This window comes from Nostoc sp. DedSLP04, assembly GCF_034530775.1.
Taxonomy (GTDB): Bacteria; Cyanobacteriota; Cyanobacteriia; order Cyanobacteriales; family Nostocaceae; genus Nostoc.
The window spans coordinates 1-25,625 of the sequence record NZ_JAVRCL010000041.1 but is presented as its reverse complement, the minus strand read 5'-3'; the positions used below and the strand labels follow the sequence as shown (position 1 = coordinate 25,625).

The 25,625-nt window shown below is 42.9% G+C and carries 18 protein-coding genes and 1 tRNA gene; 7 read left to right on the top strand and 12 right to left on the bottom strand.

The window, feature by feature from the left end; all coding sequences use genetic code 11:
• Positions 1–52: 52 nt before the first annotated feature.
• The 6 genes from RMX89_RS22110 to RMX89_RS22085 form a co-directional block, all read right to left on the bottom strand.
• Positions 53–6,388: an AAA family ATPase gene (locus RMX89_RS22110; protein WP_322690456.1), complete on the bottom strand. Its 6,336-nt coding sequence runs from the start codon at positions 6,386–6,388 to the stop codon at positions 53–55.
• A gap of 785 nt (positions 6,389–7,173) precedes the next feature.
• Positions 7,174–8,055 carry a ribosome biogenesis GTPase YlqF gene (ylqF, locus tag RMX89_RS22105; RefSeq protein ID WP_194042602.1) on the bottom strand — a complete coding sequence of 294 codons (882 nt, stop codon included), beginning with the start codon at positions 8,053–8,055 and terminating at the stop codon, positions 7,174–7,176.
• A gap of 60 nt (positions 8,056–8,115) precedes the next feature.
• Positions 8,116–8,499, bottom strand: coding sequence for a VOC family protein (locus tag RMX89_RS22100; RefSeq protein ID WP_322690455.1), 384 nt, complete (start codon positions 8,497–8,499; stop codon positions 8,116–8,118).
• 13 nt (positions 8,500–8,512) lie between these two features.
• The gene (locus RMX89_RS22095) at positions 8,513–9,091 is read right to left on the bottom strand and encodes a Uma2 family endonuclease (RefSeq protein WP_322690454.1); all 579 of its coding nucleotides are present in this window, start codon (positions 9,089–9,091) and stop codon (positions 8,513–8,515) included.
• 329 nt (positions 9,092–9,420) lie between these two features.
• Positions 9,421–9,493 (bottom strand) — tRNA-Arg (locus RMX89_RS22090).
• A gap of 44 nt (positions 9,494–9,537) precedes the next feature.
• Complete coding sequence (locus RMX89_RS22085) at positions 9,538–10,725, bottom strand: murein hydrolase activator EnvC family protein (RefSeq protein ID WP_322690453.1); 1,188 nt, start codon at positions 10,723–10,725, stop codon at positions 9,538–9,540.
• Between the two features lie 159 nt (positions 10,726–10,884).
• Here RMX89_RS22085 and RMX89_RS22080 point away from each other — a divergent pair, with 159 nt between their 5' ends.
• Complete coding sequence (locus RMX89_RS22080; RefSeq protein ID WP_322675103.1) at positions 10,885–11,175, top strand: hypothetical protein; 291 nt, start codon at positions 10,885–10,887, stop codon at positions 11,173–11,175.
• A 91-nt stretch (positions 11,176–11,266) separates the two neighbouring features.
• Here RMX89_RS22080 and trmFO read toward each other — a convergent pair whose 3' ends face one another.
• Positions 11,267–12,583, bottom strand: a complete 1,317-nt coding sequence (gene trmFO, locus RMX89_RS22075) for an FADH(2)-oxidizing methylenetetrahydrofolate--tRNA-(uracil(54)-C(5))-methyltransferase TrmFO (RefSeq protein ID WP_322690452.1) — start codon at positions 12,581–12,583, stop codon at positions 11,267–11,269.
• Between the two features lie 388 nt (positions 12,584–12,971).
• Here trmFO and RMX89_RS22070 point away from each other — a divergent pair, with 388 nt between their 5' ends.
• Together RMX89_RS22070 and RMX89_RS22065 are read left to right on the top strand one after the other, a co-directional pair.
• Complete coding sequence (locus RMX89_RS22070; protein WP_322675105.1) at positions 12,972–13,229, top strand: hypothetical protein; 258 nt, start codon at positions 12,972–12,974, stop codon at positions 13,227–13,229.
• 459 nt (positions 13,230–13,688) lie between these two features.
• Positions 13,689–14,969, top strand: a complete 1,281-nt coding sequence (locus RMX89_RS22065; protein ID WP_322690451.1) for a ribulose bisphosphate carboxylase small subunit — start codon at positions 13,689–13,691, stop codon at positions 14,967–14,969.
• On the opposite strand, the gene RMX89_RS22060 is transcribed toward RMX89_RS22065, so the two are convergent.
• The 4 genes from RMX89_RS22060 to RMX89_RS22045 all read right to left on the bottom strand — a co-directional run bounded on the left by RMX89_RS22060 (position 14,941) and on the right by RMX89_RS22045 (position 17,442).
• A complete protein-coding gene (locus RMX89_RS22060) occupies positions 14,941–15,111 on the bottom strand; it encodes a hypothetical protein (protein ID WP_322690450.1) in 171 nt (56 codons plus the stop codon). The two genes, RMX89_RS22065 and RMX89_RS22060, sit on opposite strands and share 29 nt — an antisense overlap.
• Before the next feature lie 59 nt (positions 15,112–15,170).
• Positions 15,171–15,632 carry a cupin domain-containing protein gene (locus RMX89_RS22055; RefSeq protein ID WP_322690449.1) on the bottom strand — a complete coding sequence of 154 codons (462 nt, stop codon included), beginning with the start codon at positions 15,630–15,632 and terminating at the stop codon, positions 15,171–15,173.
• A gap of 301 nt (positions 15,633–15,933) precedes the next feature.
• A complete protein-coding gene (locus RMX89_RS22050; protein WP_322690448.1) occupies positions 15,934–16,683 on the bottom strand; it encodes a hypothetical protein in 750 nt (249 codons plus the stop codon).
• Positions 16,684–17,046: 363 nt separating this feature from the next.
• The gene (locus RMX89_RS22045) at positions 17,047–17,442 is read right to left on the bottom strand and encodes a hypothetical protein (protein WP_322690447.1); all 396 of its coding nucleotides are present in this window, start codon (positions 17,440–17,442) and stop codon (positions 17,047–17,049) included.
• An 85-nt stretch (positions 17,443–17,527) separates the two neighbouring features.
• Between RMX89_RS22045 and RMX89_RS22040 the strand changes: the two genes are divergently transcribed.
• A complete protein-coding gene (locus RMX89_RS22040; RefSeq protein ID WP_322690446.1) occupies positions 17,528–17,767 on the top strand; it encodes a hypothetical protein in 240 nt (79 codons plus the stop codon).
• 69 nt (positions 17,768–17,836) lie between these two features.
• A complete protein-coding gene (locus RMX89_RS22035) occupies positions 17,837–17,965 on the top strand; it encodes a hypothetical protein (protein WP_322682835.1) in 129 nt (42 codons plus the stop codon).
• A 629-nt stretch (positions 17,966–18,594) separates the two neighbouring features.
• Here RMX89_RS22035 and ahcY read toward each other — a convergent pair.
• Positions 18,595–19,872 carry an adenosylhomocysteinase gene (gene ahcY, locus RMX89_RS22030; RefSeq protein WP_322690445.1) on the bottom strand — a complete coding sequence of 426 codons (1,278 nt, stop codon included), beginning with the start codon at positions 19,870–19,872 and terminating at the stop codon, positions 18,595–18,597.
• Positions 19,873–20,307: 435 nt separating this feature from the next.
• Here ahcY and RMX89_RS22025 point away from each other — a divergent pair, with 435 nt between their 5' ends.
• Together RMX89_RS22025 and RMX89_RS22020 are read left to right on the top strand one after the other, a co-directional pair.
• Positions 20,308–21,921 carry a mechanosensitive ion channel family protein gene (locus RMX89_RS22025; protein ID WP_322690483.1) on the top strand — a complete coding sequence of 538 codons (1,614 nt, stop codon included), beginning with the start codon at positions 20,308–20,310 and terminating at the stop codon, positions 21,919–21,921.
• A 287-nt stretch (positions 21,922–22,208) separates the two neighbouring features.
• Positions 22,209–25,550 carry an efflux RND transporter permease subunit gene (locus tag RMX89_RS22020; RefSeq protein WP_322690444.1) on the top strand — a complete coding sequence of 1,114 codons (3,342 nt, stop codon included), beginning with the start codon at positions 22,209–22,211 and terminating at the stop codon, positions 25,548–25,550.
• Positions 25,551–25,625 lie beyond the last annotated feature (75 nt).

Sequence of the window (25,625 nt, the reverse complement as noted above, 5' to 3'; positions counted from 1 at the left end):
GTGGGGGTTCAGACTCCATCTGAATACCATACTTAAGAAAGCTAAAATTTAATTATACCGATAACGGTAGCTGAATCACAAATTCAGTTCCTTCCCCAAGTTGGGAATTCACTGCGATCGCTCCGCCATGTTTTTCTACAATAATTTGTCGAGCGATCGCAAGTCCTAATCCTGTGCCTTTACCGACAGCTTTTGTCGTAAATAAATGGTCAAACATTTTTTGTTTGACTTCTTCCTCGATACCCTTCCCATTATCAGCGATTGTAATTTTCACTAAATTATTTTCTACTGTAGTGGTAATTGTAATGCAGTTTGGATTTGCTTTAATTTCGTCAAAACTTCGATCGATATTCGATTCCTCCAAGGCATCAATAGCATTTGCTAGTAGATTCATAAACACTTGATTTAGTTGTCCAGGGAAACACTCAATTTGAGGTAAAGTGGCGTATTCAGTTATCACTTCAATTGCTGGACGTTGCTCGTTAGCCTTGAGACGATGTTTCAAAATTAAAATCGTGCTGTCGATGCCTTGGTGAATATTAAATGGTACTTTATAATCTTTATCGGCACGCGAGAAAGTTCGTAAACTGGTGCTGATATTTTTCAGGCGATCGCACGCCATCGACATGGCATCAATCATCTTAGGCAAGTCTTCTAAGCTATAATCCAAGTCGATTTCTTCGGCATGGTTAAGAATTTCATCACTTCCATTAGGCAAGGTTTCTTGATAGAGTTTTAAGTGTTCAATTACATCTGTAAAAGTAGGTTTAGCAAGTTTTAGACTAGCAGCAATAAAACCAAGGGGATTATTCATTTCGTGAGCGACACCAGCAACTAAATTCCCTAATGCTGACATTTTTTCACTTTGCACCATTTGCAATTGGGCGTTTTGCAGATCGGTTAACGCTTGTTCTAAATCTTGTGATTTTTGCTGCAAGGCAAGTTCAGCAAGTTTGCGTTCGGCTTCAAGCCGCGCCCTTTCGCTAATATCTCGCATCACAACTACTGCACCGAGTTTGTTACCTAAAGCATCGAAGATCGCTTGTCCACTAGCTAATAAAATTCTCCTAGAGCCATGCTTCGGTGCAATTACCATTTCGGCATTTTCGACGATTTCTCCTTGCAAGGCGCGAAACAGAGGAATTTGAGTTTTTGATAGGGGTGTTTGACCATCAGGTTGATAGAGATCGAAGCGTCCTGTCCATTGTTCTGGTGGTAATGATTCTATTGGTAAGCCATGAAATTCACGAGTTGCTTTGTTAAATAGAGTCAATTTGCCACTAGCATCGCAAACAACAATGCCATCAGTAATATTGTGAATGATGGCATTCAAAAACTCTCGTTCTTTAGCTAGAGATGCTTCGGCGTGTTTGCGATCGCTAATATCAATTACTACCCCATCCCATACAATTGCACCATCGGCTTGTCGCTCTGGCCGAGCCGCAGATTGAATCCATTTCACGGTTCCTGAAGGCAGGATAATCCGCCATTCTTGCTCAAAGGGTGTGAGATTTTGGGCAGAGTAAGCGAGCGCTTGGGCAATAGCCGGGCGATCGTCAGGATGATTCATGGCGTAAACGCTATGCGTCCCTGCCATTACTAACTCTGGCTCTAACTCATATAAGTCGAGACAGCCAGAACTAACGTAGGGTGTTGAAGTTGAACCATCCACCTCCAGACGGAATTGGTACACCATCCCAGGAATATTATTTGCCAAATTTTGGAAGCGGATTTCACTAGCTTGCAATTTTGCTAGAGATTGTGCCAACTGTTGAGCATAGTTTTGAGAATTTTGGTAAATTCGGGCATTTTCCAAAGAAATTGCGGCTTGGGCACAAAGTAAGTTCAGCAGTTCGACGCGATCGCTTGTAAAGGCTCCGGTTGCTAAATTATTTTCCAGGTACAATATGCCCAACAACTTACCCTGATGCAAAATCGGGCTGCACAAGATACTCTTGGGTTGCTGTTGCTGAATATACGGGTCGTTAATTAATTGCGGATGCACTGTGGCATCAGTAATTACTGCTGGTTGTAAGTTGCGTTTGACGTTATTAATTAAGCGAACTGGTACATCAACTGAGTCTTCAACAGGCTGTGGGTTGAATAAGATCGGGTAGAAATCAACTTTGGCAGCTTGGTTCTGTAGACTGCTCAGGGAAAGTTGTGCTAAAGCCTGAACTAGCAACCGCTCTGACTCCAAAAGCATGAATACACATTTATCGGCTCCAGCATTTTCAATGACGATATGCAGCAAAGCTGAAAGCAGTTTTTCGAGTTCGATTTCTCTAGAAAGAGTTTGGGAAGCTTTGAGAATGGTAGCTAAATCTAAAGCAACAGAGACGTTGCTACTATTGGAAGTGGCGGAACTGGTGGAAGTAACACTCTCCAAGATGAAGATAGTTTCGTTAGTTGAGAAGGGAGAACGGGTTTGCTCTAAGATGGGGGCGAGGAGTTGGGGATAGCGTCGTTCCAAGTCGGCGACTTTGGCTTTAGCGCCCCAACGAGCATAGCCATAGTAGGCTTGGGTCATGTATTCTTGGGCAATGCGCTGTTTACCCCAGTCGAGGTAGAACTTAGCGGTCAGTTCATTGGCCAGGGCTTCTTCTTGGGTATAACCGTGTTCTTTAGCTAGAGTTATGGCGCGATCGTACAAATCTATTGCCTCTGATTTCTGCCCTAAAACTCGGTATAGGTCGGCTTCAACTAAATAAAATTTGTGCAGGTAATTTTCTGGAGCACGATCAGCCCACTTTTTCATTTTTTCCTGATTTTTAGCCACCCGTTGCAGAATGTGTTGCTGTTGTGCCTCACAAACCTGAGAATAGATTGCCAGATGGGCTAGAGAATCATAGGTGTAGCAGAGCGGAACGATGAATAAGCCTGTAGCACCACCTATATAATTTTCAGCAGCGATCGCAGCTGACACCGCCAACTCAAACTTGCCAAATATGTAACACAGACCAAGTTGGTTGGCATAGAAATAATACAGCGCAGTCTGATCGCCCGATCGCTGGAGGGCTGGCACAATTTCCTCGCGATTAAAGGCATTTCCAGTCAGCTGCCAAGGTTCAGCAGAATCGCCAAGCATATTCAAAATTGGTTGCTGAAAAACGGTCAGATGGCTGGTAAGACCTTGTTGGTTGAGCTGCCCAAGCTGATCTCGGAAGGCAACGCTCTCTCGGTTGAGATCGATTAATTCTTTGCCCAGAAACCAACAATATGAGATGTAAATGAATCCGCAAATAGCAGCCGATTCTAAATCTCCGGTTTCCAATCCAACTTCGTAGCCTTCCCGGAGAAACGCTAAGGAGTTCTTGAGCGGCTCTTTCCAATGCCACACGCAACAGTAAATTCCGACATAGACTCTGGACTTTAGTTCTTTGGCATTGAAATGTTCCAGCAACAAGTGTGCTAGTTGTGCAAACTCATAGCCAGAGTCAATCTCTCCTGTCATCCCACAAAGTATCATTCCATAGTAGCCATAGCCAATTGCCGAAAATGAACTATTGCCATATTGAACGGATAAATTGACCTGTTCGAGAACAATAAATGGTAAGAGCGCTGGAGTGACAACAAAAGCAGCAGAAGTGACAGTGGCAAGAATCCGTACAACTGCTAATTTGTTAGGGTCTGTCATTTGGGGTAAATTGATTAAATCCAGTGGTTGCCTTCCAGCCAAGATGGATTTAGTTGTCTCAAATGCTTTGGCAATATCTGATTGACTGGGTTGCTTTGGAAGGCTGTTTCCTAAACGCTCCACACTCTTGAGAGCAATCTCTACTGCTTCTATAAATTGATGTTGGGCTTGAGCTGCTTGAATTTGAACTTCATAGACCTTAATCGTATCCAACAAGTTTCTAGAGTGTTCTGTAATGATTGCCGCCAATTGTGTCATCCGCTCAAAGTTGCCGCTCAGGTAAGCGGCTTCAGTGGCAGCTTCGTAGAGGGCTAAGGTTAACTCATACTGCGTTTGCCACATATCCTCAGCTAACAAGGCGATGCCCGTAGTGGAATACTCAAATGCGGCTGTATAGGCAGTTGCGGCTCTGGCTTTTTGTCCAGCTTTCAGATTGAGTTGGGCAAGTTCTATTTGCTTAGATAAATCGACAATTAGGGATTTGCCGATATTAAGTTGGTTAACGATTTCAAATAATTTTTCGTCTTGTTTGGCAACAGGCGTATGAGTCAGTAATAGTTGCCCAATTTTTAGGTGAGCGATCTGTTTTTGTTCGCCTGGAATCAGGAAATAAGCAGCTTGCTGGACGCGATCGTGCAAGAATTTGTAAACCGTCATTTGTCCTTCGTCATTTGTCATTTGCAAATGACCGATCGCCAATGAGGAATCCTGATAAAACTTGTAAATTTCATTGGTAGGAATGATAAATCCTTCTTGCAATGCTTTCCACAAGTCGGAAGCGGTTTCTGCTTGCGACTTTTCATAAACGATCGCTAACGTCGCCAAATCGAACTGATTGCCGATACAGGCTGCCAGTTTCAGAACATCTTGAGTGATGTTAGGCAATTTTTGAAGTTGTTGTGCCATAAATTCCACCACATCATCAGTCAGAGCAAGCGATCGCACTTGTGCTATATCACACTGCCAAAAACCTGTCTCCCAATTAAAGGTAATCAGCCCATCCTCATGTAGCGCTTTCAAAAACTGAGTTGTGAAAAAGGGATTGCCTTTGGCTTTTCGATCGACTAACTCTGTTAACGGTAATGCCTGTGCCGTCGTACAACTGAGAGAGTCGGCGATTAAATGGTTGACATCTGCTTGACTCAAGGGAGCTAGGCTCAAGGTTTTGATGCCAGAAGAAGTTTTTTCAATTTCATCTAGCGTCAACATCAGTGGATGAGCCGCAAATACCTCGTTGTTGCGGTATGCGCCAATAATAAATAGATGGCTGCAATCGCTCTGAGACATTAACAGCTTCAGCAAATTCAGCGATGCCGAATCTGCCCACTGCAAGTCATCCAGAAATATTACCAACGGATGCTCTCTGGTCGCGAACACCTGAATGAACTTTTGGAACAGCAGATTGAAACGGTGTTGTGCCGCACCGCCTGATAGTTCAGCGATCGCAGGCTGTTTGCCGATCAACTGCTCCAGTTCAGGAATCACCTCAATCAGAAGTTGTCCGTTCTCTCCAACTGCCGCTAAAATCTTACTTTGCCATTGCTCCAGTTGAGTATCGCTTTCCCTAAGCAACTGTCCCATCAGATCGCGAAAGGCTTGTACAAAAGCAGACAGAGGAATGTTGCGGTTGAACTGGTCGTATTTGCCTTTGATGAAGTAGCCGTTCCAGCGCACAATCGGTTTATGCACTTCATTGACGACTGCGGTTTTGCCAATACCAGAGAAACCTGCCACTAGCATCAGTTGAGAGCCACCATTGGCAACATCACCAAATGCTTCTAGTAACGTTTGTACCTCCGATTCCCGTCCGTAGAGTTTTTCGGGTATGAGAAAGCGATCGCTAATATCTCGCTGTCCTAAATCAAACCAGGTGTGTTTGCCTGTTTCTCGCCACTGTTCTAAGCAGGTAACAAGGTCATGTTTAAGTCCTAGCGCACTTTGATAGCGGTCTTCGGCGTTCTTCGCCATCAGTTTGCGGACAATTTCGCCCAGCATCAAGGGCAATTTTGGGTTGAAATCGCAGAGGCTAGGTGGAAGTTTCGCAATGTGGTAATGCACCAACTCCATCGGTTCATAGGACTCAAAGGGCAATTTTCCACTCAGTAATTCAAAGAAAGTCACACCTAAAGAATAGAAGTCACTGCGGTAGTCAATGCCTCTGTTCATCCGTCCGGTTTGCTCTGGCGACAGATAGGCTAGCGTTCCCTCTAGTCCATTGAGGCTCTGAAGTTCTTGGGTTTCTCGTGGTAAGAGTGAGGCAATACTAAAGTCAATCAGCTTGATTTGGTTCGTGTCAGGGTGAATCAAGATGTTGGCTGGCTTGATGTCTTTGTGAATGACGCGCTGTTGATGTAACTTGTGTAAGATTTCTAGTAGTTGCAGAGCAATGGGTAAGAATTGCTCTAATGTCAGTGTTTTTCCTTGAGTAAATTGCCGCAAGGAAACACCACCAAAGTCTTCCATGACTAAGGCATAGCCATTATGATGGGCTTCCAGGCTGTAGGGTTTGATAATGCCGGGAATATCTAGGTTTTTAGCGATCGCATATTGGTTGCGAAACTGGACTAATTCGGTAAAAGTTGGGTATTCTCGTTTTAAGAGCTTGATGACAACTGGTAGGCGATGCCTGCGGCGGGCTGCGCCTACGCATTCTCGAATTGCCCGATACACTTGAGTACGAGAACCTGAATAAAGTTGCTCGATGATTTGGTAGCCAGCAATCCTTAAAGTTCCATCAATTTTTGCGCTCATAAATTTTTACGAAAATCTCTTTATACTAGTGTTATAATTCCCACTACTATAAATTGAGTAACAACCATTAGAAAAGTTACATTGGGTATGGGGCACTGGAGCCAAAGAGTAGGAATGCAAACACCTTTATATAAATGTGGCGAACGCATTTTGATGATTTCCCAAAGTAGTATCAGAACTCCGTTAAAGAGTTTTTGACCTGACAAAGAAAGGCATGAGGCAACATTAAAAAAGTATTAAGAAACTTCCAAATAAAAATATCTCAAAACTGACGCAAAAATTCTTTCTATTTCTTCTCTTTTTGTGTTCTCTGCGCTTGGAGTGGTAGAAAAGCGGCTTCGCCTTTGGTGTTTTCGTAGAGTAGCCGCTTTTCTACGAACGCGAACAGCGTGTCGCAGACAGACGCTTTGCGTAGCTTGCTTCTTTGTAGGAGTATGCGTCTACGTTTATTTGGATAATATATTTCTTGGAAATCTCTAATTTAGTTGGTGAGTGGCAGTATCTAACGCGCGCGATCGCATTTTTCAGTAACTATGTGCTACTCCCATAAATCATATTGAATGCGCTATTTTAGTCTGGTTTAAGCTCAAAGATTTAGCTTATAAAACTGGTCAAACAATTTATAAAATTATTTATCTTTGCAATTAAAAGTCAAGACGTTATCATGTTTATCGCCTAGTTGTTTGGCGCGCAGCACAACATAGCCGCGCCATTGCTTGTGACACTTGCGTAAGTCCTGTTATAAATAAAATAGATTTCCTAATTTTTACTATTTGAATTTAGATTTAATTTGGTGGTAATTCTAAACTCATTTCACCCAACAATCCCTTACGAAAATCTGTTAAAAGTTGCCTTGCTGCTCGCTCTACATCACCTTTGTAACGATGCTCTGCCAAGGCGTGTAAATAGGTATCTCCGGTGTCTGATGTTGAATCGAGTTGATAACGAGACTGTAATGGTTTTTTTGGTAATAAATCTCCTGCTACAGCTTCTAAATAGTTGAGTAAATCCACTAAGGCTGCTGCTACTAACTGGTTATCGTAAGATGCTTCACCGATATCATCACAAATAGCTAATTTCAAGGCTGCGTCTTGGTCTTCTAATCTTAAAGGGATGACACCAGGAGCATCAAGCAATTCTAAATGTTCGGAAATTCGCACCCAGCGTAGTTGGCGAGTTACCCCAGGACGAGCTGCACTTTCCACAACTCGCTTTCCCAACAGGCGGTTAATTAAAGCTGATTTACCAACATTGGGAAAACCAATTACCACAGCCCGCACTGGACGGGGTAACATCCCGCGATCGCTTCTTCTTTGATTAAGTTCTACCCCAGCAGCTTGCGCTGCCCGTGCTACTTCTGCTATACCTTTACCATGTTGAGCGTTGGTAAAATAAGGGACTTCTCCTTGACGTTTAAACCAATCGATCCATAGCGATCGCATTTGTGGTGTAATCATATCTACTCGGTTAAGTATCAACACCCGTTTTTTACCTTCTACCCACTCACCTATTTGGGGATGGTGAGTTGCTAAGGGAATCCGAGCATCTCGTACCTCAAACACCACATCTACACGCTTCAACTGTTCTTTGAGCTTCTTTTCAGCTTTCGCAATGTGACCTGGATACCATTGAATCAGGTTTAATCTATAGTTTTGAGTTATAGCCATTTTTTTATTTGTCCTTTGTTATTTGTCCTTTGTCATTAGTCATTTGTCCTTTGCAAATGACTAATGACTCCCTGTAGCCGCTTGATGTAAAATCAGACGATTGTCATCAGGGTCATAGGCATAAATTTCTCTGCCGTGAGAAGCAATGGAAATGTCTCCTGGTGGAGGATAGCCCAAAGCAGTTAGGTGAGCGATCGCATCTTCTAAGTTACTCACCTCTAAACACAAACTTATCTTACTTTTGGCATTCGCTTCAAATTCTGATTCATTTGTGTTCTTTGGTTTAAAAATACCTAATCGCATACTAATTAAATTAAACTCAGCATAGACATTTGGAATCAAAATAACTGGCTTTTGCTCCAGAAATCTAGTATAGAAATTCACTAACTCCTCACAATGAACCGATGCTATAGTAACAAATGCATTAGTGTACTGGAAAACCATATAATCAGTCTATCTATGCAAAAATATGCTGTAAATTTAAAACAAAACCAGGGAGAACATCTTCACCCGATAAACTTGTGGGAGATTGTAAAACTTTAGGTACCAGATTTGGGCGATAAATTATTACTTGTTTCTCTTTAGGATTAATTAACCAACCGAGTTGTAAGCCATTTGCTAAATATTCTGTCATTTTGGCTTTAGTATCTTCTACATCATCAGTTTCAGAAACTAATTCCACTGCAAAATCAGGACACAAAGGGAGAAATTTCTTTCTTTGTTCTGGAGTAAGAGCATTCCATCTTGCTATCCTTACCCAAGAAGCATCAGGTGAACGAGTTGCCCCATTTGGCAGTTTAAACCCAGTAGAAGAATCGAAAGCTTTTCCGAGCTTGTTCTGTCTGTTCCAAACTCCTAAATCAAGATACAGTTCAAAATTACGGTTTCCCGTTTCTCCCCCAGTGGGTGACATGATAATTAATTCCCCTTTAGCAGTTAACTCTAGTCGTAATTCTTTATTCACAGCGACAATCTGTGCAAATTCCTCATCAGTAAATTGCAGATTAGCAGGTAATTGTAAGGTTAAAGCAGTCATAATTAAACACCATCAAAACTAAATATTGACCTCACTTCCATTCCTCTCTCCTACAAGGAGAGAAGCTTTGAGTTTCCCCTTTCTCTTATAAAAAAGGGGGCTAAAGGTTAGGTTTTTCTTCCCACAAAAATCCTAGTTGCATCAAACCCATGCGCGGCTAATAAGGAAGATTTAGCCTCTACCTCTATTTTAGGAATGCTCTAAATATTAAATACTAATTAGCCGCTCCATATAAAAAGAGTTCTGCCATACTTGATATAAGGCAAAAAATTGCTGTCAAATATGATTTGTCAACGCGGACAAATAATTTGGCAATCGACAAAAGGTAACGAGCGCGGAGGGATTTGAACCCCCGACCCACAGAACCGGAATCTGTTGCTCTATCCACTGAGCCACGCGCCCTTAATCTTCTATATTATAGCACGTCTGTGATAAAATTCGCAGCTTTAAAGATAATTAGCTGGGTCTACGGGTGTACCATTGCGACGAACTTCAAAGTGGAGGTGGGGGCCAGTTGAGAAACCTGTGGAACCGACAGCTGCGATCGCTTGTCCGCGTTCAACTGCTTGTCCCTCAGAAACATATAACTCGCTGGTATGCCCGTAGAGTGTAGTCATACCATTGCCGTGGTCGATAATTACCGCTCTGCCATAACCACCATACCAGCCAGCAAAAATTACTGTTCCCGAATCGGCTGCCCGAATTTTACTACCATAGCTGGCGGCAAAATCTAACCCGGCATGAAAGCGACGATAGCCAAGAATTGGGTGTATCCGCCAACCGAAGGGACTGCTAGTAGAAGCATCGCTGGGATATGCCATTACACCAGTTCCTCGAATGATGATACCTGTTCGGCTGTTGGTTTTTTCTTGGGCTTCTGCTACCTTTTGTTGAATCAAAACTTCCAGATTTTTGGATTCTCTTTCTAGCTGATTTTGTGCAGCTTCTAAGGCGAGGCGATCGCTATTCAGGCGTTGAATCAATTCTGATTGTGATTGCGCCTGGGTTTGATAATCGGCTTTTTGTGCCAACAGTTGCTCGCGAATTAAGCCAATTTCGTTTTTTTGCTGTTCTACTTCCGTTTTTTGTTTATCGATCGAGTTTGCTTGGGTGTTGAGTTTTACCAAAATTTTCTGATCTGCTTGAAACACTAACTTCAACTGATGACGACGGCTGAAAAAGTCGCTGATATTTTCACTTTCGAGCAAAACTGCCCATCCCGCAAAAGCAGGCGATCGCTGGAGATAACGCAATCGTGCTACTGTTGCAATTTGCCGCTCCTGATAGGAACGTTCTGCCACATCTAAATCAGCTTCTAACTGCTGGAGGCGTTGGCTAGCAAGTTGTAATCGTGATTCGCTCTCTTGAAGATAGCTATCTGTAGTTTGCAGATTTTGCTTTAAACCAGTCAGGTGTTTTTGGGCCTCTTGTTGGAGATTAGTTAAGCGATCGCGCTCTCCAACTACACCCTGACGCTGCTGGTTCATTTGTTGCTGCTGTTGTCGCAGAGTATCAATAGACTCTGTAGATGTTGCGTCGGCTGGAATTAATGCTAAACAAATCCACAAAATACAGCAAAATGCAATAGATAAACAGCAATAAATCTGCTTTTTTTCTAGAAATCGCCCTCTCATAGTGCGAACCTAACTAAAACGATGCTTTCAAACACTATGAGGATTATTCCCAAAATCTGATTCACTCACTCCAACGCATTATTAAATTGGCCTGCCAAGTTGTAACACAAGGATTCTAAGTATGTCAGCATTGAGCAGGTTTATTAGCGGCTGAGATTTATGAACGCACGCATAGCAATTCTTTTAATTACCTTAGTTTTTCCAGGTTTGGCGGTGGTGGGAGTATCGTTGTATTGGTTTAATCTCGATTATGCAGCACTGATCAAAGCTGAAAACTATGTGGAAAACGTGGTAGAGGTCGGAGGAATAGTAAATGATAGACAGTTAGAGTATGCCTATCATCGCACCTACATTCATCGCATCAACGTATTTGCCGATGGTACCTGGGGATTGCTAGGAGGTGTAATTACAGCATTAGGCATACATGGATTAGTCACTATTAAAAAATAGATAGAGGTGGGGAGATGGGGAAATGGTGGGACAAGGGGGATAATCAATGCCCACTTGCCCTGAGCGAAGCCGAAGGGATGCCCAATGCCCATTAATTACAATTAGCTTTCCAGTTTGCCAAATCAGTTAAAGAGCGATCGCGGTAACGTCCATAACGCTCTGGTTTACTTTTGATTTTCATTCCTAAATCGGGGAAAATCCCAAAATTAGGCGGCATTGGTTGGAAATGCTTCGGCGAAGCGGAACTAATAAATTCTAATAATGCACCGATCATTGTTGTTGGTGGTAAAACCAAAGCTTCTTTACCCAAGGCTAATCGCGCGGCATTAATTCCCGCCAAGCAACCACCCGCAGCCGCAGCAGTGTAACCTTCTGTACCAATCAATTGTCCAGCCGCTAATAATGTCGGACGCTCTTTAAATTGCAAGGTAGGATGCATTAATTGGGGAGCATTAATAAAAGTGTTGCGGTGCATCACTCCTAAGCGTACAAACTCTGCTTTTTCTAAACTGGGAATTAATTGAAAGATGCGCTTTTGCTCACCCCAACGCAGATTAGTTTGAAATCCTACCATATTCCACAGTTGACCGGCTTTATCTTCTTGTCGTAACTGCACTACAGCATAAGGACGTTCCACTGTGCGAGTATCTGACAATCCCACTGGCTTTAGGGGGCCGTAACGCATGGTATCTTCCCCGCGCTGGGCTAGTTCTTCTATGGGTAAGCAAGCTTCAAAAAATTTCGCCGTTTCTCGTTCAAAGCCCTTGAGTTCTGTTTGTTCGGCTTTACAAAGTTCTTCCCGAAAGTGCAAGTACTGCTCTTTATTCATTGGGCAGTTGAGATAAGCAGCTTCACCTTTGTCATAACGTGATGCCATAAAAGCAATGTCACGATTAATCGAATCTCCGACGATAATCGGACTGGCTGCATCAAAAAAGCTGAGGTATTCCATCCCCGTAAAGCGTTGCAAATCTTCTGCTAAATCGGGACTAGTTAAAGGCCCGGTTGCTAAAACCACAATCCCTTCAGGAATTGCAGACACTTCACCCCGACGGAATTCAACTAAAGGATGACTCGCTAAAGTTTTAGTTAAATCTTGGCCAAATTCTCCCCTGTCTACGGCTAGCGCCCCACCAGCCGGCACGGCGTGTTCATCAGCTTTTGAGATGACAATCGAACCGAGTTGGCGTAACTCTTCGTGCAATAATCCCGCCGCGCGATCGCTTGCCATTGCCCCAAAGGAATTACTACACACTAATTCTGCTAAATGTTCTGTATGATGAGCCGGACTAAATCGCTTTGGACGCATTTCATGCAGAATTACTGGCACTCCAGCTTGCGCTATTTGCCAAGCTGCTTCTGTCCCAGCTAGTCCACCTCCAATTACTTCTATCGGTTGTGTTTCCATAGTTAAATTTTAATTCCTATATTATAAGTATCCATCAGCATTACAGAAGTAAAATTAAATCAAAAGTGATGTTAAACCACAACAAGTGCAAATAAAGTATTGGGCCAATTGTAACGTTGAGACTACACTCTCAAGGTTTTTTACAATCGTTTTTGCCATAATATGAAAAGCCACGACAGCGTTGGGCTAAACATTTGTTAACTGGTACACTGCCAATAAGTGCGATCGCGTCCTCAGCCCTTGCCTTATTACATTAATCCAAAAATTAGCAAAATTAGTTGTAAAAGTAGGTTTTTTCGATATCAACCCTTGATTTTTGCTTTTTCCAAATGATACATTAAGTATGCATTCAATAATTAGCTAACAATGCGTAATTGGGATGTGATTTATGACTAAAAACCAAATCAAAGATAACGTCGATTTAAATCAAGCTCCAGTTATGTTTATTGAAGAAATAACAGATGATCGGGAATTGAAAAGTGTATACGGTGGCGCAACGCCTGCTGATTCAGTATTACTAAACCCTAAGATTATTGCTGCTCTTGCAAAGCGCGGTATTATATTGCCTGACGATCCTAACAACCCAAATACATTAACAGTAGAGGCGTTGTCTGCTTTAAAAGAAATTTTGGCTAATGAGACGTAGTAAATACAAACGATTTCTATTAACTGTAGCGATATGCAATACTAGGGCGTGTTTTCAAACACGCTCTATTCTCAAAAATAGGTTAATCTAAATAATCCTGAAATTATACAAATGGCTTATCAAAGTCATTTGATATTGTAATCAAATCTTTGGCACTACCAAATAACAGCAGTTTTCACTCCTTCCATGCTTGGGCGCGTGTTCAATGGTAACAGACAATAGACTTCTTGGCATTGTAGGGAAAAGGGGAAGGGGTAATAAGGTAAAGGTATGGAATTTTCCTTTACCCTTTAACCTTTAACATGCACCCCAATATCCTGGCATTTGTTATTTTTGCAAGATGTCTAATCAACCCAACACGATGAACAAACACAAGCTTGTCTGAAAGAAAAGCGATCGCTATCCCCAAAAAAAATTAACATTAACCTTAGAAGTGTTAATTTTTCATCACATAAACTCATGGGTTACTACATCGCTCCCCGCTTTTTGGACAAACTTGCTGTCCACATTACCAAAAATTTCCTGAAGCTTCCTGGCGTGCGAGTTCCCGTGATACTGGGTATTCATGGACGCAAAGGAGAAGGTAAAACATTTCAATGTCAATTAGTCTTCGAGAAAATGGGTATCGAAGTCACTAACATATCTGGTGGCGAATTAGAAAGTCCAGATGCGGGAGATCCAGCGCGGTTGATTCGGTTGCGCTATCGGGAAACAGCAGAACTGATCAAAGTACGCGGCAAAATGTGTGTACTGATGATTAACGATTTAGATGCCGGTGCTGGACGTTTTGATGAAGGGACTCAATATACTGTAAACACGCAGTTGGTGAATGCCACACTGATGAATATTGCTGATAATCCCACAGATGTGCAGTTGCCGGGAAGCTATGATTCCACACCTTTACATCGCGTGCCGATTATTGTCACAGGTAATGATTTTTCCACCCTCTATGCACCGTTAATTCGGGATGGACGGATGGAGAAATTCTACTGGGAACCAAATAGAGACGATAAAGTGGGAATTGTCAAGGGGATTTTTGAACAGGATGGACTGTCACAGAAAGAAGTTGAACAGCTAGTTGATACTTTTGTCAATCAGTCCATTGACTTTTTTAGCGCTTTGCGATCGCGCATTTATGACGAACAAATCCGCAACTACATTCATAAAGTAGGTTTTGAGCAGATATCCTTGAGTGTGGTTAACAGCGCTAAAGGCCCGCCAGAATTTCAAAAGCCAGATTTCAGACTGTCTCACTTAATCGAGTCTGGAAACTTCCTGGTTGGCGAACAAAAACGGGTAGAAAATTCCCATTTGGTTGATGATTACAATCGTCTCAATCGAGGTAGAAATTCTCAATCCACACCACCTGCTGTTGTAACACCAATTAAACCAATTAGTCAGCCGTTAAATGGCCCAACCCAAGAAGTAAAAACAAATGGATTTCAGAAACAGGAAGCATCCAGTCCACATTTGACTCTAGATACACAAGCTCAAATTAGGGAATTATTGGCTCAAGGTTACAAAATTAGTATTGAACACGTAGATGAGCGCCGCTTCCGCACAGGTTCTTGGCAAACTTGTGTTCATAGCCACATTGATGCTGAGACTGATGCCATCTCAAATTTGGAGGCAACTCTGGCAGAATATAGCGGTGAGTATGTGCGCTTAGTAGGTATCGATCCCAAAGCCAAGCGGCGTGTGGTGGAGACAATTATTCAGCGTCCAAATGGGAACAATTAGGAACAGATGCAGCAAAATCTGGGTGTTTAACGACCAAACTCACCGGACGCAGACAACCTTGGCAACTCAACCGACCAACTTGTGGCGTTCCGGTGCAGCAACTTGTTAGGCGACGCTTTGATAGTGCACCTAGCGAGAACATTGTTGGGCATTTCTACACAGCCGTACGCGCAGCGTACAAAAAGCATCCAGCAATCATTTCTAGTAGGGACTCGAGGCAGGTTCTCCCGCGCCGTTAGTCCAAATGTCGTCTGGCAGCGATCGGTCACGGTGACAAACCCGATCGTGGTCAGGATACGTGATTGTGTCTACTTCCGCTCGAGTGCCGACTATCAGGCATTGCGTTGCCTTGGAGCTACGATTCTCGAGAAAGTGGCCTATCGGCACTCCTGCTTGAAAAGTTGCGGCGTCGCCAGGACGTAGTACAGTCTTTGCGTCTCCTTCGATGAGCACGATCTCGCCTTCGAGGACATAGACCATTTCATCCTCAGCACTATGCCAATGTTTGATTGACGAACGAGACCCAGGCTGCAAGACTTCGATGAACGCGCCGAACTGGGTAAGTCCTCCTGCTTCGCTGATCCAGAGCATACGATTTGGTTTATGCGCGGCGTGAGAGGGGCTTTCTTCCACGATGAGACTATCAGGAGTGATAACAGTCATGTTGGTACCTCTGGGAATTCTGGAGCAATAGCTATTCCATTCTGTCTAGGGCACGAATCGACGCAAAACTTCGTTCGTGTCCCTAAATGAAGCGTTACTTTCAATTCGGTTAAGGCAAGAGACGCGATGAATCGCTGTTTCTACAAAGTCAATTTTAAATCATTTGCGAACAACAAGAAAACCTTAAATCCATAAGAAGTTGGGGATTTAAGGTTATAAATTCGATTGCCGGGGTTGTTGTTAATTCTTAAACAACTGGAAACAATATGTTTCCTTAATTTGAAAGCTAAATTTTTCTTTTTTACCTACAAGTACTGGCTGAAGCTGAGGTCATCGTTCTTAAATCGCTTGTAAACGCGGCTGTGTATTGATAAGGTGATGAACCAGAGCAATTCATAGAATTTGTATTAGTACCACGAGGAAACCACCATGACTGAGCTTTCACAGTTAAATTTGTGCCATTCCATGATAGATAATTGACAAGTAAAGAGTTAGTTTGTCCATTATCTGGCTTTTTACCAGATAAAAATGTGGCATAATCAATCTGGCCATTAGCTGGATTAATTCGGGCTATCACTGCGACTTTTGGCCCGCCTCCACTACCATAGCTAGGCAACCACCGACCACTGGCAAAACGGCTAAAATTGTTACCTGTCTGACTGCCTGTAGAAGAGTAAATGCCATATAAAACATCACTTCCATTCCAATACAATCCGTAACCTGTACCATCATCGCCTGTTGTCTCGTAATCATCACGACACCATGCTTTTATCCCATTATTAAAGCGGATAGTTATAGGGTTTTTGTTATTTGAGAATTGCTGATAACCAATGTAAATTCTTGCCGATCCATTAGCTACTTTGGGGCCATTTTTAGCTGCGATTGTCGCTTCACTATCATTGCAACTGAATGTCACAGGTTCGCCGACCGATGTATTTATAGTTTCAGCTAAAACTGGAGCAGTTTTTTGTATGAGAACTAAGTCACCTACTAAAATTACAGACAAAGAAATGCCCGCAAAATACTTGTGTAATTTGCCAGAATAAATCATGTTATGAATCTGCCGAGACAAGGAACGGAAAACACCGTATCACTATAAACTCTAATCAGTATTTAGACAAGTAAAATGGTTGAAAACACTATACAGTAAGAGTCTCAGTATTCTAAAATATTAGATATAACTACAAAATGCCCGATCTAATATGCATGATGATGCATGATAGTAGCTGTATATAATTATTGTTTATCAAAGACCGTTAGTAAATATAAAAAATTGCAATAGGTTATGCTTTACCATAAACAATTGCAATAATTGAGAAAATAATTTTAATCAGCCAAGTGCCTTTGTTCGTTCTCTACATCCCTTGTAAGAACATTGCTTTACCTGCTGTTTGATGCTTTTATCCGGGCTGTATTAGGTAGTTTTAGGATTTTTATCTGATGCTTCTCCACCAGTAGCTTTCAAGCGGCTCAATCTGCTTTTGCGAATCCGTTCACTATCGCGAACCCCACCCGCCATTTCATATTCGCTGCTATCTTTGCCATATTTAAAAGCAACTCCTCTGACCATCTTATCTGTAAGATTACTGAGGGTTTTCTCCATCACATCAATTTTAGTTTTAGAAGAATCAATTACAGTTAAGGCAATGTTATAAGCATCAAGCATGGTTCTTAACTGTTCAATTGCTTGACTCAAGTTTTGCAAATCGCAATCATCACCAAAACTCATATTTGAATCAATCGCTTTTAGTCCAGCGGATCTCAACTCAGCTTTTTCGAGAACACGGGATGTACGTTTTTTACGGGACATCAGTATATTCCTTAGAGAGGTTTCTAAAGCTACTTTGGCTTACTAAAGCTGTTTTTTGGTTCAGTAAAATTAGCGATAATTATATTTGTTAAAAAAATTCCAACCAATTTGTGTAATTTCTCGATATTTCCAGTTATTAGCTGTTTTTCTTGGCAATTGCTTTAATATTGATGAGGAATATTGCAATGTTGATGAGGAATATTGCAATGTTGATGAGGAACATTGCAGTGTTGATGAGGAATATTGCAATGTTGATGAGGAACGTTGCAATATTTATGAAGAACGTTGCAATGTTGATGAGGAGCATTGCAATATTGATGATTAATATTGCAATGTTGATCAGGAATATTGCAATATTGATGCGAATACAACCGACAGAATCTAGAAGTACAAAGTGCAAAACTCAGATACAACGTTTGCAGCCAGTACAAGCAAAGTGCCGCTAGGAATATTTAATCAACAAGTTTGGGCTAAAGATATAGAAGATTTAGGAATAGCAAAAAAACGCCTCAACGACAAATAGAAGAAAAAGAAAGTCAACGATGGTTAGATAGATTAGAGGAAACACAAGATTTAACGTGAGTTCGATGAACCTCTCCCGGACAACCTCCCTCTGTGTCGGCTACCGTGTACACACATCTTGATAATCAATCAAGCCCAAACCCTGGATTTACCCCCCTTAGTCCCCCCTTGTCAAGGCTACCGTGTATACACAAGTCGAATCACCCCCCTTAATCCCCCCGATGTATTGGGGGGAAACCGGAAAATCTAGTTCCCTCCCCAATACATACGGGGAGGTTAGGGTGGGGTAATTCGAGGACTAGTAGCGATTCGATAATTTGTGTATACACCATAGCTTGTCAAGGGCGGAAATAAATATCCGGTTCTCCCCCAATGCATCGGGGGAGTTAGAGGGGGTGAGAAGGACTTGTGTGTACACCGTAGCTCCGTGTCAGAGAGGGGAGCCAAAACCCTAATTTATCGTTGCTCCTCCCTTTCTCCGTGGGAGAGGGAGGTTGTGAGGGAGAGGTTCATCGAACTCACGTTAAGTAAGCTTTTGCACTTTGCGGATTACGCTTGCAGTATGTGCAAAACCAAAAAAAAGGGATAAGCCCAAAAGCTTATCCCTCAAAAAATCAACTAATCAATGTATCAAGTTCCACTTGTCCAAGAATTGATGTACTCAATTTGATCGGGTGTTAGGCTATCAATCGTAATACCAATAGCCTGCAACTTCAACCGAGCAATTTCTTGATCGACTTCAACCGGAATTGAGTGCAAACCAGGTTCCAACTTACCTTTATTCTTCACCAGGTATTCGCAAGCCAAAGCTTGGTTGGCAAAACTCATATCCATTACCGCGCTGGGGTGTCCTTCAGCCGCAGCTAGGTTAATCAAGCGTCCTTGTCCGAGAACGACAACTGATTTACCATTTTTCAATTTATACTCTTCGGTGAAAGGACGAACTTCTTTGATTTCTTTAGCTTGTGCAGCCAAGTATTTCAAATCAAGTTCCAAGTCAAAGTGACCGGAGTTACAAACGATCGCACCATCTTTCATGACATCGAAGTGTTCGCCACGAACGACGTGCTTGTTACCAGTCACAGTGATAAATATATCACCTTGGAGTGCAGCTTCAGCCATTGGCAAGACGCGGAAGCCATCCATTACGGCTTCAATTGCCTTGATGGGGTCGATTTCGGTGACGATGACGTTAGCACCCATCCCACGGGCGCGGAGGGCTGTACCTTTACCACACCAGCCATAACCGACAACAACAACATTCTTCCCAGCCAACAAAATATTGGTGGCGCGGATAATGCCATCTAGGGTTGATTGCCCAGTACCATAGCGATTATCAAAGAAGTGCTTGGTGTCCGCGTCGTTGACGTTGACTGCGGGGAAGGTGAGAACGCCTTCTCTAAACATGGCGCGTAACCGCACGATCCCAGTGGTGGTTTCTTCGGTGCTACCAATCAAATCAGCAATTTGGTGTTGGCGTTGTTGTACCAAAGTTGCAACCACATCGCTACCGTCATCAACAATAATGTTGGGGCGATGATCTAAAGCTATTTGGACGTGGCGGTTATAAGTTTCGTTATCTTCGCCTTTTTGAGCAAAGACGGGAATTTCATGATCGACGACGAGGCTAGCGGCTACGTCATCTTGGGTTGATAAAGGATTGCTAGCAATTAAAAGCGCGTCTGCACCACCGGCTTTCAGAGCGATCGCCAAATGTGCTGTTTCAGTTGTAATGTGGGCACAAGCTACAAGGCGTAAACCAGCGAAGGGCTTTTCGGTTGCAAAGCGATCGCGGATTTGCTTCAAAACTGGCATTTCGCGTCCAGCCCATTCAATGCGCTGTCTTCCCAAGGCAGCTAGGCCGAGGTCTTTAACCTCGTGCTTTAATCGGGGAGAAGTTGCGGTCATCAAAAGTTACCTCAAAAAATTAAAAAAGCTACGTAAGTTTTACGCACTCTACTAGGTTATTCTACTACTGGCAATTTTTGCTTGGATGAAAGCAAATCACTAGTCAAGAATCCTCAAAACTAGCTTGACGTTTGATCGCCGGAATGTCAACTTCCTCTCCAGCTTCTTCCTTTTTGTTTTATCTTTGGTAAGCATAAGACTCTTTTCCTGCTGACATCCTGATTTTCGTCATCTGTCTCAAGATAGAAAATAAAGAAAAACACATCAAATTTTCATCAACTCAAGGGAAAACCTCAACTTTAGATAGGTACATCTACCCAAAGGAATTAAGCAGGATAGTTAAAGTAGTAATTGATAGATTTTACTTAAGGAGGTGTTTGAGTGCGCTTTAAATTTTTGGCGTTGGCTTTGCCCGCCGTAGGCATCGCTAGTTCAATGGCTATAGGCATTGTATCTGTGCCAAAAGCCACGGCCCAGATACCTTTGTTACCGCAACTGCAAGCTCCCAGCAGTATTAGTAATGATTCAGATAACAGAGTTGTTTCGGGCTGGATTTATTTAGATGGTCGTCGGTTATTTCAAATAGCGGCAACAAGAACCAACTTTCCTGAGCGTTCAGAAGATATTCAAAAGAAGTTGCAGAAAATTGGTCAAAATTACTTTCAATCACCAGCAAAAACACCAGTCAAGGTAGAAGTTCGCAAAGTAAACGAATTACCAGTAATTTATGTCAACGGTCAATATCTTATGACCGTTACTTCGGAAGATGCGGAACTGCGACAGGTAGATATATCGACATCGGCAAATCAAGTCGCCGAATCATTACAAGAAGACTTGCAACAAGCCAAGCAAGAAAGGCAAATTCAATCTTTAATCGACCAAGGTAAAATTGCTGGCGGTATCGGACTAGCAATGATTGTTATGAGTTGGGGGGTATATAGCTGGCAGCGGCGTTCCCAAAAGAATTTAGAACACTCCATTGCCTCTCAACCCCAAAGAGAACTCTTCAACTACTCAAAACCAACAGATCAAGCAATTACAACACAACTAAATCAACGACAACAGCAGCATCTCCAAGAAGCCAAGAGACGATTGTTTCAGCTCAGTCAAGCCGGAATTTGGGGAGGTGGAAGCTTCTTTATTTTGGGTTTATTTCCCTATACACGAGGTTTGCAGGTAGCAATTCTCACAGCCGCCCAGTTTCCTGTGCGATTAGGTGTTGTATGCTTGGCAACCTATGTAGCAATTCGTTTGACCTACGCCCTGATTGACCGCTTCGCCTCCACACTGATTAGCAGTGGTGCTTTCCTCACTCCAGAAAGTTCTGCACGGTTGCAACTGCGTGTTTCCACTTTTTCGGGTGTAACTAAAAGTATCACTACTGTGATCTGGGTAGGAGTAGGTTTTTTGATCGCGCTGGTATCCTTGGGGATAGATATCGTTCCCTTACTAGCGGGTGCGAGTTTAGTTGGTGTTGCATTGTCTTTGGCATCGCAAAACTTAATTAAAGATGCGATTAACGGTTTTTTGATCATTTTAGAAGACCAGTATGCTTTAGGCGATGTGATTAATGTGGGGAACGTGGGAGGCTTAGTAGAAACTCTGAATCTGCGGATGACCCAAGTGCGGGATTCTGAAGGGCGCTTGATCACAATTCCCAATGGTGAAATTAAAGTTGTTGCCAATCTTTCTAGTCGTTGGTCGCGAGCCGATTTAACAATTCCCATCGCTTACCAAGCCGATACAGAAAAGGCTTTGAACTTGATTGCAACTATTGCCGATAAGATGAATCAAGAAATGCAATGGCAGAGTCAAATTTTGGAACCGCCGCAAGTTTTAGGAATAGATCAATTTGGCGATCGCGGTTTGATTATTCGTGTCTGGATTAAAACACTGCCCCTCAAGCAATGGGATGTAGCACGCGAGTTTCGCCGCCGCCTAAAAGTTGCCTTAGACGAAGCGGGAATTTCGATTTCTGTACCTCAACAAGCAATTTGGGTCAATGACGAGCAATCGTTAAATTTTTCGAGTAATGGCAAAGATAATTAGAAATTTAGATTCATTACCGCATTTTTCAGTTGATGAGACTAAACGGTGACTTCTCCTAGCAGGGGAGCATACTTCGACTACGCTCAGTAACCGGGGGAACAGGGGAGAAGTTGCAGTAAGTCTTTCCCCTCTGCTCCTCTGCCTCTGTCCGCGTTTGCTCCTCTGCCTCTTGTACCCAATCCCCAATCTTGTGCGATCGCCGACATTAAGCCTTAATAAATCCTTATATTAATAAAAAGCTACTACGTTCCTAACCAGTCTGAAACAATTCCATTATTGCTTGATTTATGTTTGTCAATACCTTCATCAGGCGGCCAGTGCTGACGACGGTCTGCACGTTCATTATCTTGCTGCTGGGAAGCATCTGTATACCGATTCTTCCCATTTCTCAGCTACCAGACCTTGCCCCAGTACAAATTACAGTTAGCTCTAACAATATTGGTGCAGATGCTCAAACAACAGAAAATACTGTCACCAACATTATTGAGCGACAAATTAATGGTGTTAAAGATGTATCTTATATATCTTCTAATACGGGTAATGATGGTTCGAGCAATATAACTGTCTCGTTTCCCACTAATGTCAATAGCGATATTGCTCAAGTAAACGTTCAAAATAAAGAAGCACTGGCTTCACCTCAATTGCCTGATACCGTTCAACGAACAGGTGTAACTGTTGAAACGGCATCGAGCAGTTTGCTGCTGGTCTATGGGTTTTACTCAGAAAATAATGAGTATGACAACATTTTTATCAGTAACTATGTCGATCTGTATATTTTCGATCAGATCAAACGGCTTCCTGGTGTAGGAAGTGCCAGGGTTTTTGGAGAACGCAAATATGCGATGCGTCTCTGGCTCGATCCCAACAAGCTTGCCCAACATCAACTAACTCCTCAAGATGTAACAGCTGCCCTGCAACAACAAAATATTCAAGTGGGTGCAGGGTCGATTGGTAAGGAACCAGCACCAGATAATCAAAGCTTTGAATTTGCTTTACGGGCAACCAGTCGATTTAAAGATGCGGCTGAATTTGAGGATATGGTGCTGAAAGTTACTCCAGGCAGTACTACTAGTAGCACCAGTAATAACACTACTAATAGCACTAGTAATAGCACCAATAGCATTTTAGTTAAAGTCAAAGATGTCGGTCGAGTTGAACTAGGAGCAGAGAACTATCTGGCTGATGCCAAATTCACTATTCCAGGAAATGCTCCCAAGGCAGCCGTGGGTTTAGGGATATATCAACTTCCTGGTAGTAATGCCCTGAACGTTGCTCATGCTGTTGAAGAACAGATCAAAATATTAGAGAAAAGTTTTCCACCTGGACTTAAAGCCGAGTTGGCATTTGATACCACTCCGTTTGTAGAAATTTCTTTAGAAGAAGTTCTGCACACTCTAGTTGAGGCAATTGTCCTAGTGGTCTTGGTAATTTTTGTCTTTTTACAAGACTGGCGTACCACGATCATTCCGACTGTGGCGATTCCCGTTTCCTTGATTGGGACGTGTGCGGCTCTGTTGGTTTTAGGATTTCAAATTAATACACTCACCTTATTTGGTTTTGTTCTCGCGATCGGGATCGTCGTGGATGATGCCATTATTGTGGTCGAGGCAGTTGCAGTCAAACTAGAGCAGGGTATGAGACCCTTTGAGGCGGCTGTGGAAGCCATGAAGGAGTTAACTGGGGCAATCATTGCCACTTCACTTGTACTCATGGCGGTATTTATTCCAGTTGCCTTTATTCCAGGCACTACTGGGATTGTTTACAAACAATTTGCCTTAACCGTTGCTTGCTCCATTGGCATTTCCACCTTCAATGCCTTAACCTTCTCTCCGAGTATGGCAGCCATCCTGATGCGCCCTGCTCAGACTCCACGCGGCCCTTTGGGGTGGTTTTTTACCCAATTTAATCGAGGATTTAGCTGGTTTACGCGGCGATATGTCGGGTTTATTAGCTACCTTACCCATATCAAGCCGATTGTAATTGGCGTTTTTCTCACTGGTTTATTAGCAACAGTTTTGATGTACAGAGCAGTACCTACCGGATTTATTCCAGAGGAAGATCAAGGTTACTTCTTTGTCATTGTCCAGGGGCCTGACGGGGTTTCTTTGAAATATACTGAATCTGTGATGAATAAGGTAGTCAAAGAAGTCACATCGGCTCCCGAAGTTAGAGCTAGTTTTATGATCAGTGGCTTTGGTTTCGACGGTAATGCTTCTAATTTAGGTATTGCCTTTGCTAACCTGAAACCCTGGAAAGAAAGAACTGAACAATCTCAATCTGTTTATGGCATACTTCAAAGACTGAACGCAAAGCTATCTACAATTACAGAAGCCAGAGCGATCGCAGTCAATGCTCCTCCAGTGAGAGGATTAAGTACTACGGGTGGTTTTGAGTTTATCGTTCAAGACAAAACCGGCAGTGCGCCGATTGAAAGCCTAATTGATGCTGCTCAAAAATTGATTGGGGCAGCACGTAAAAGCCCTGTTCTCCAAGGAGTCTTCACTCAGTTCACCGCAGATACTCCCCAATTTGACATTCAGGTAAACCGCAACCAAGCCAAAGCTCTCAATGTTGAAATTAACGACATCTTTGGGGCATTGCAAACTTATCTGGGGTCGCAATATGTAAATAACTTTGTGCAGGGACAGCGACAGTATCGGGTATATGTCCAAGCAGATGGAGTGTTCCGCTCTAATCCAGAGGATATTGGCAAGTTGTATGTTCGCTCTGCCAATGGGGCAATGATTCCGTTGAGTAGTTTGGTAAAAATTACTCCCTTTGTGGGGCCGAAAACCATCGCCCATTACAACTTGTACAGGTCAATCAAAGTACAGGGCGCTCCGGCTCCCGGTGCTAGTTCTGGACAGGCGATTAAAGCAATGGAGCAACTAGCAGCAGAGAACTTACCTCAAGGGTTTGGTTATGAGTGGACAGGCACTTATCTCCAAGAGAAGACATCAGGGGGAGCTACGGGCTTGATTTTTGCCTTAGCGATCGTTATTGTCTTTCTGGTGCTGGCAGCTCAGTATGAAAGCTACGTTGACCCAATTATTATTTTGCTGACAGTTCCTTTGGCAGTTTTGGGAGCAATGACAGCGATTTGGCTGCGTTCCAATATTTTCATGGTAGGTAGCCTCTTTCCCAAGGTAGTAGATGATATCTATTGCCAGGTAGGTTTGGTGACTTTGATTGGTCTAGCTGCAAAAAATGCAATTCTAGTTGTGGAATTTGCCAATCAACTGCATGAGCAGGGCATGAGCTACACGCGGGCGGCGGTGAAAGCGGGGCAAGAACGCTTGCGACCAATCTTAATGACATCCTTTGCAGCGTTGTTAGGATTTTTGCCCTTGGTAATTTCTCAAGGGGCTGGAGCCAGCAGCCGTTGGTCTTTAGGAACAGCGCTGTTTGGGGGGCTGATGCTTTCGACATTCTTGAGTTTGTTTTTAGTGCCAATTCTCTATATTTTGGTTAAGAGCTTGGCTCAGGCTATATTACCTGGGAAGCGAGGAGGTTCAAATCCACCAGATTCACCAAATGGAGCTTCGGGAACTAGACATGAAGTTCTACCTGCTGGCTCAAGTCATCCAGAGACGCAACTTAGGTCTCAGGAGGATGGGATAAGCTCTTAAGTCTCATAAGAGGCAGGGGGGCAGGGGAGCAGGGGAGCAGGGGAGACAAGGGGACAAGGGGACAAGGGGGAATTA

Coding starts and splice junctions, on each gene's coding strand:
- RMX89_RS22080 (WP_322675103.1), top strand. CDS start 10,885: ATGAACGCACGCATAGCAATTCTTTTAATTACCTTAGTTTTTCCAGGT.
- trmFO (WP_322690452.1), bottom strand. CDS start 12,583: ATGGAAACACAACCGATAGAAGTAATTGGAGGTGGACTAGCTGGGACA.
- RMX89_RS22095 (WP_322690454.1), bottom strand. CDS start 9,091: ATGACTGCTTTAACCTTACAATTACCTGCTAATCTGCAATTTACTGAT.
- RMX89_RS22065 (WP_322690451.1), top strand. CDS start 13,689: ATGGGTTACTACATCGCTCCCCGCTTTTTGGACAAACTTGCTGTCCAC.
- RMX89_RS22045 (WP_322690447.1), bottom strand. CDS start 17,442: ATGTCCCGTAAAAAACGTACATCCCGTGTTCTCGAAAAAGCTGAGTTG.
- RMX89_RS22060 (WP_322690450.1), bottom strand. CDS start 15,111: ATGTTCTCGCTAGGTGCACTATCAAAGCGTCGCCTAACAAGTTGCTGC.
- RMX89_RS22070 (WP_322675105.1), top strand. CDS start 12,972: ATGACTAAAAACCAAATCAAAGATAACGTCGATTTAAATCAAGCTCCA.
- RMX89_RS22025 (WP_322690483.1), top strand. CDS start 20,308: ATGGCTATAGGCATTGTATCTGTGCCAAAAGCCACGGCCCAGATACCT.
- RMX89_RS22020 (WP_322690444.1), top strand. CDS start 22,209: ATGTTTGTCAATACCTTCATCAGGCGGCCAGTGCTGACGACGGTCTGC.
- RMX89_RS22110 (WP_322690456.1), bottom strand. CDS start 6,388: ATGAGCGCAAAAATTGATGGAACTTTAAGGATTGCTGGCTACCAAATC.
- RMX89_RS22085 (WP_322690453.1), bottom strand. CDS start 10,725: ATGAGAGGGCGATTTCTAGAAAAAAAGCAGATTTATTGCTGTTTATCT.
- ylqF (WP_194042602.1), bottom strand. CDS start 8,055: ATGGCTATAACTCAAAACTATAGATTAAACCTGATTCAATGGTATCCA.
- ahcY (WP_322690445.1), bottom strand. CDS start 19,872: ATGACCGCAACTTCTCCCCGATTAAAGCACGAGGTTAAAGACCTCGGC.
- RMX89_RS22050 (WP_322690448.1), bottom strand. CDS start 16,683: ATGATTTATTCTGGCAAATTACACAAGTATTTTGCGGGCATTTCTTTG.
- RMX89_RS22055 (WP_322690449.1), bottom strand. CDS start 15,632: ATGACTGTTATCACTCCTGATAGTCTCATCGTGGAAGAAAGCCCCTCT.
- RMX89_RS22100 (WP_322690455.1), bottom strand. CDS start 8,499: ATGGTTTTCCAGTACACTAATGCATTTGTTACTATAGCATCGGTTCAT.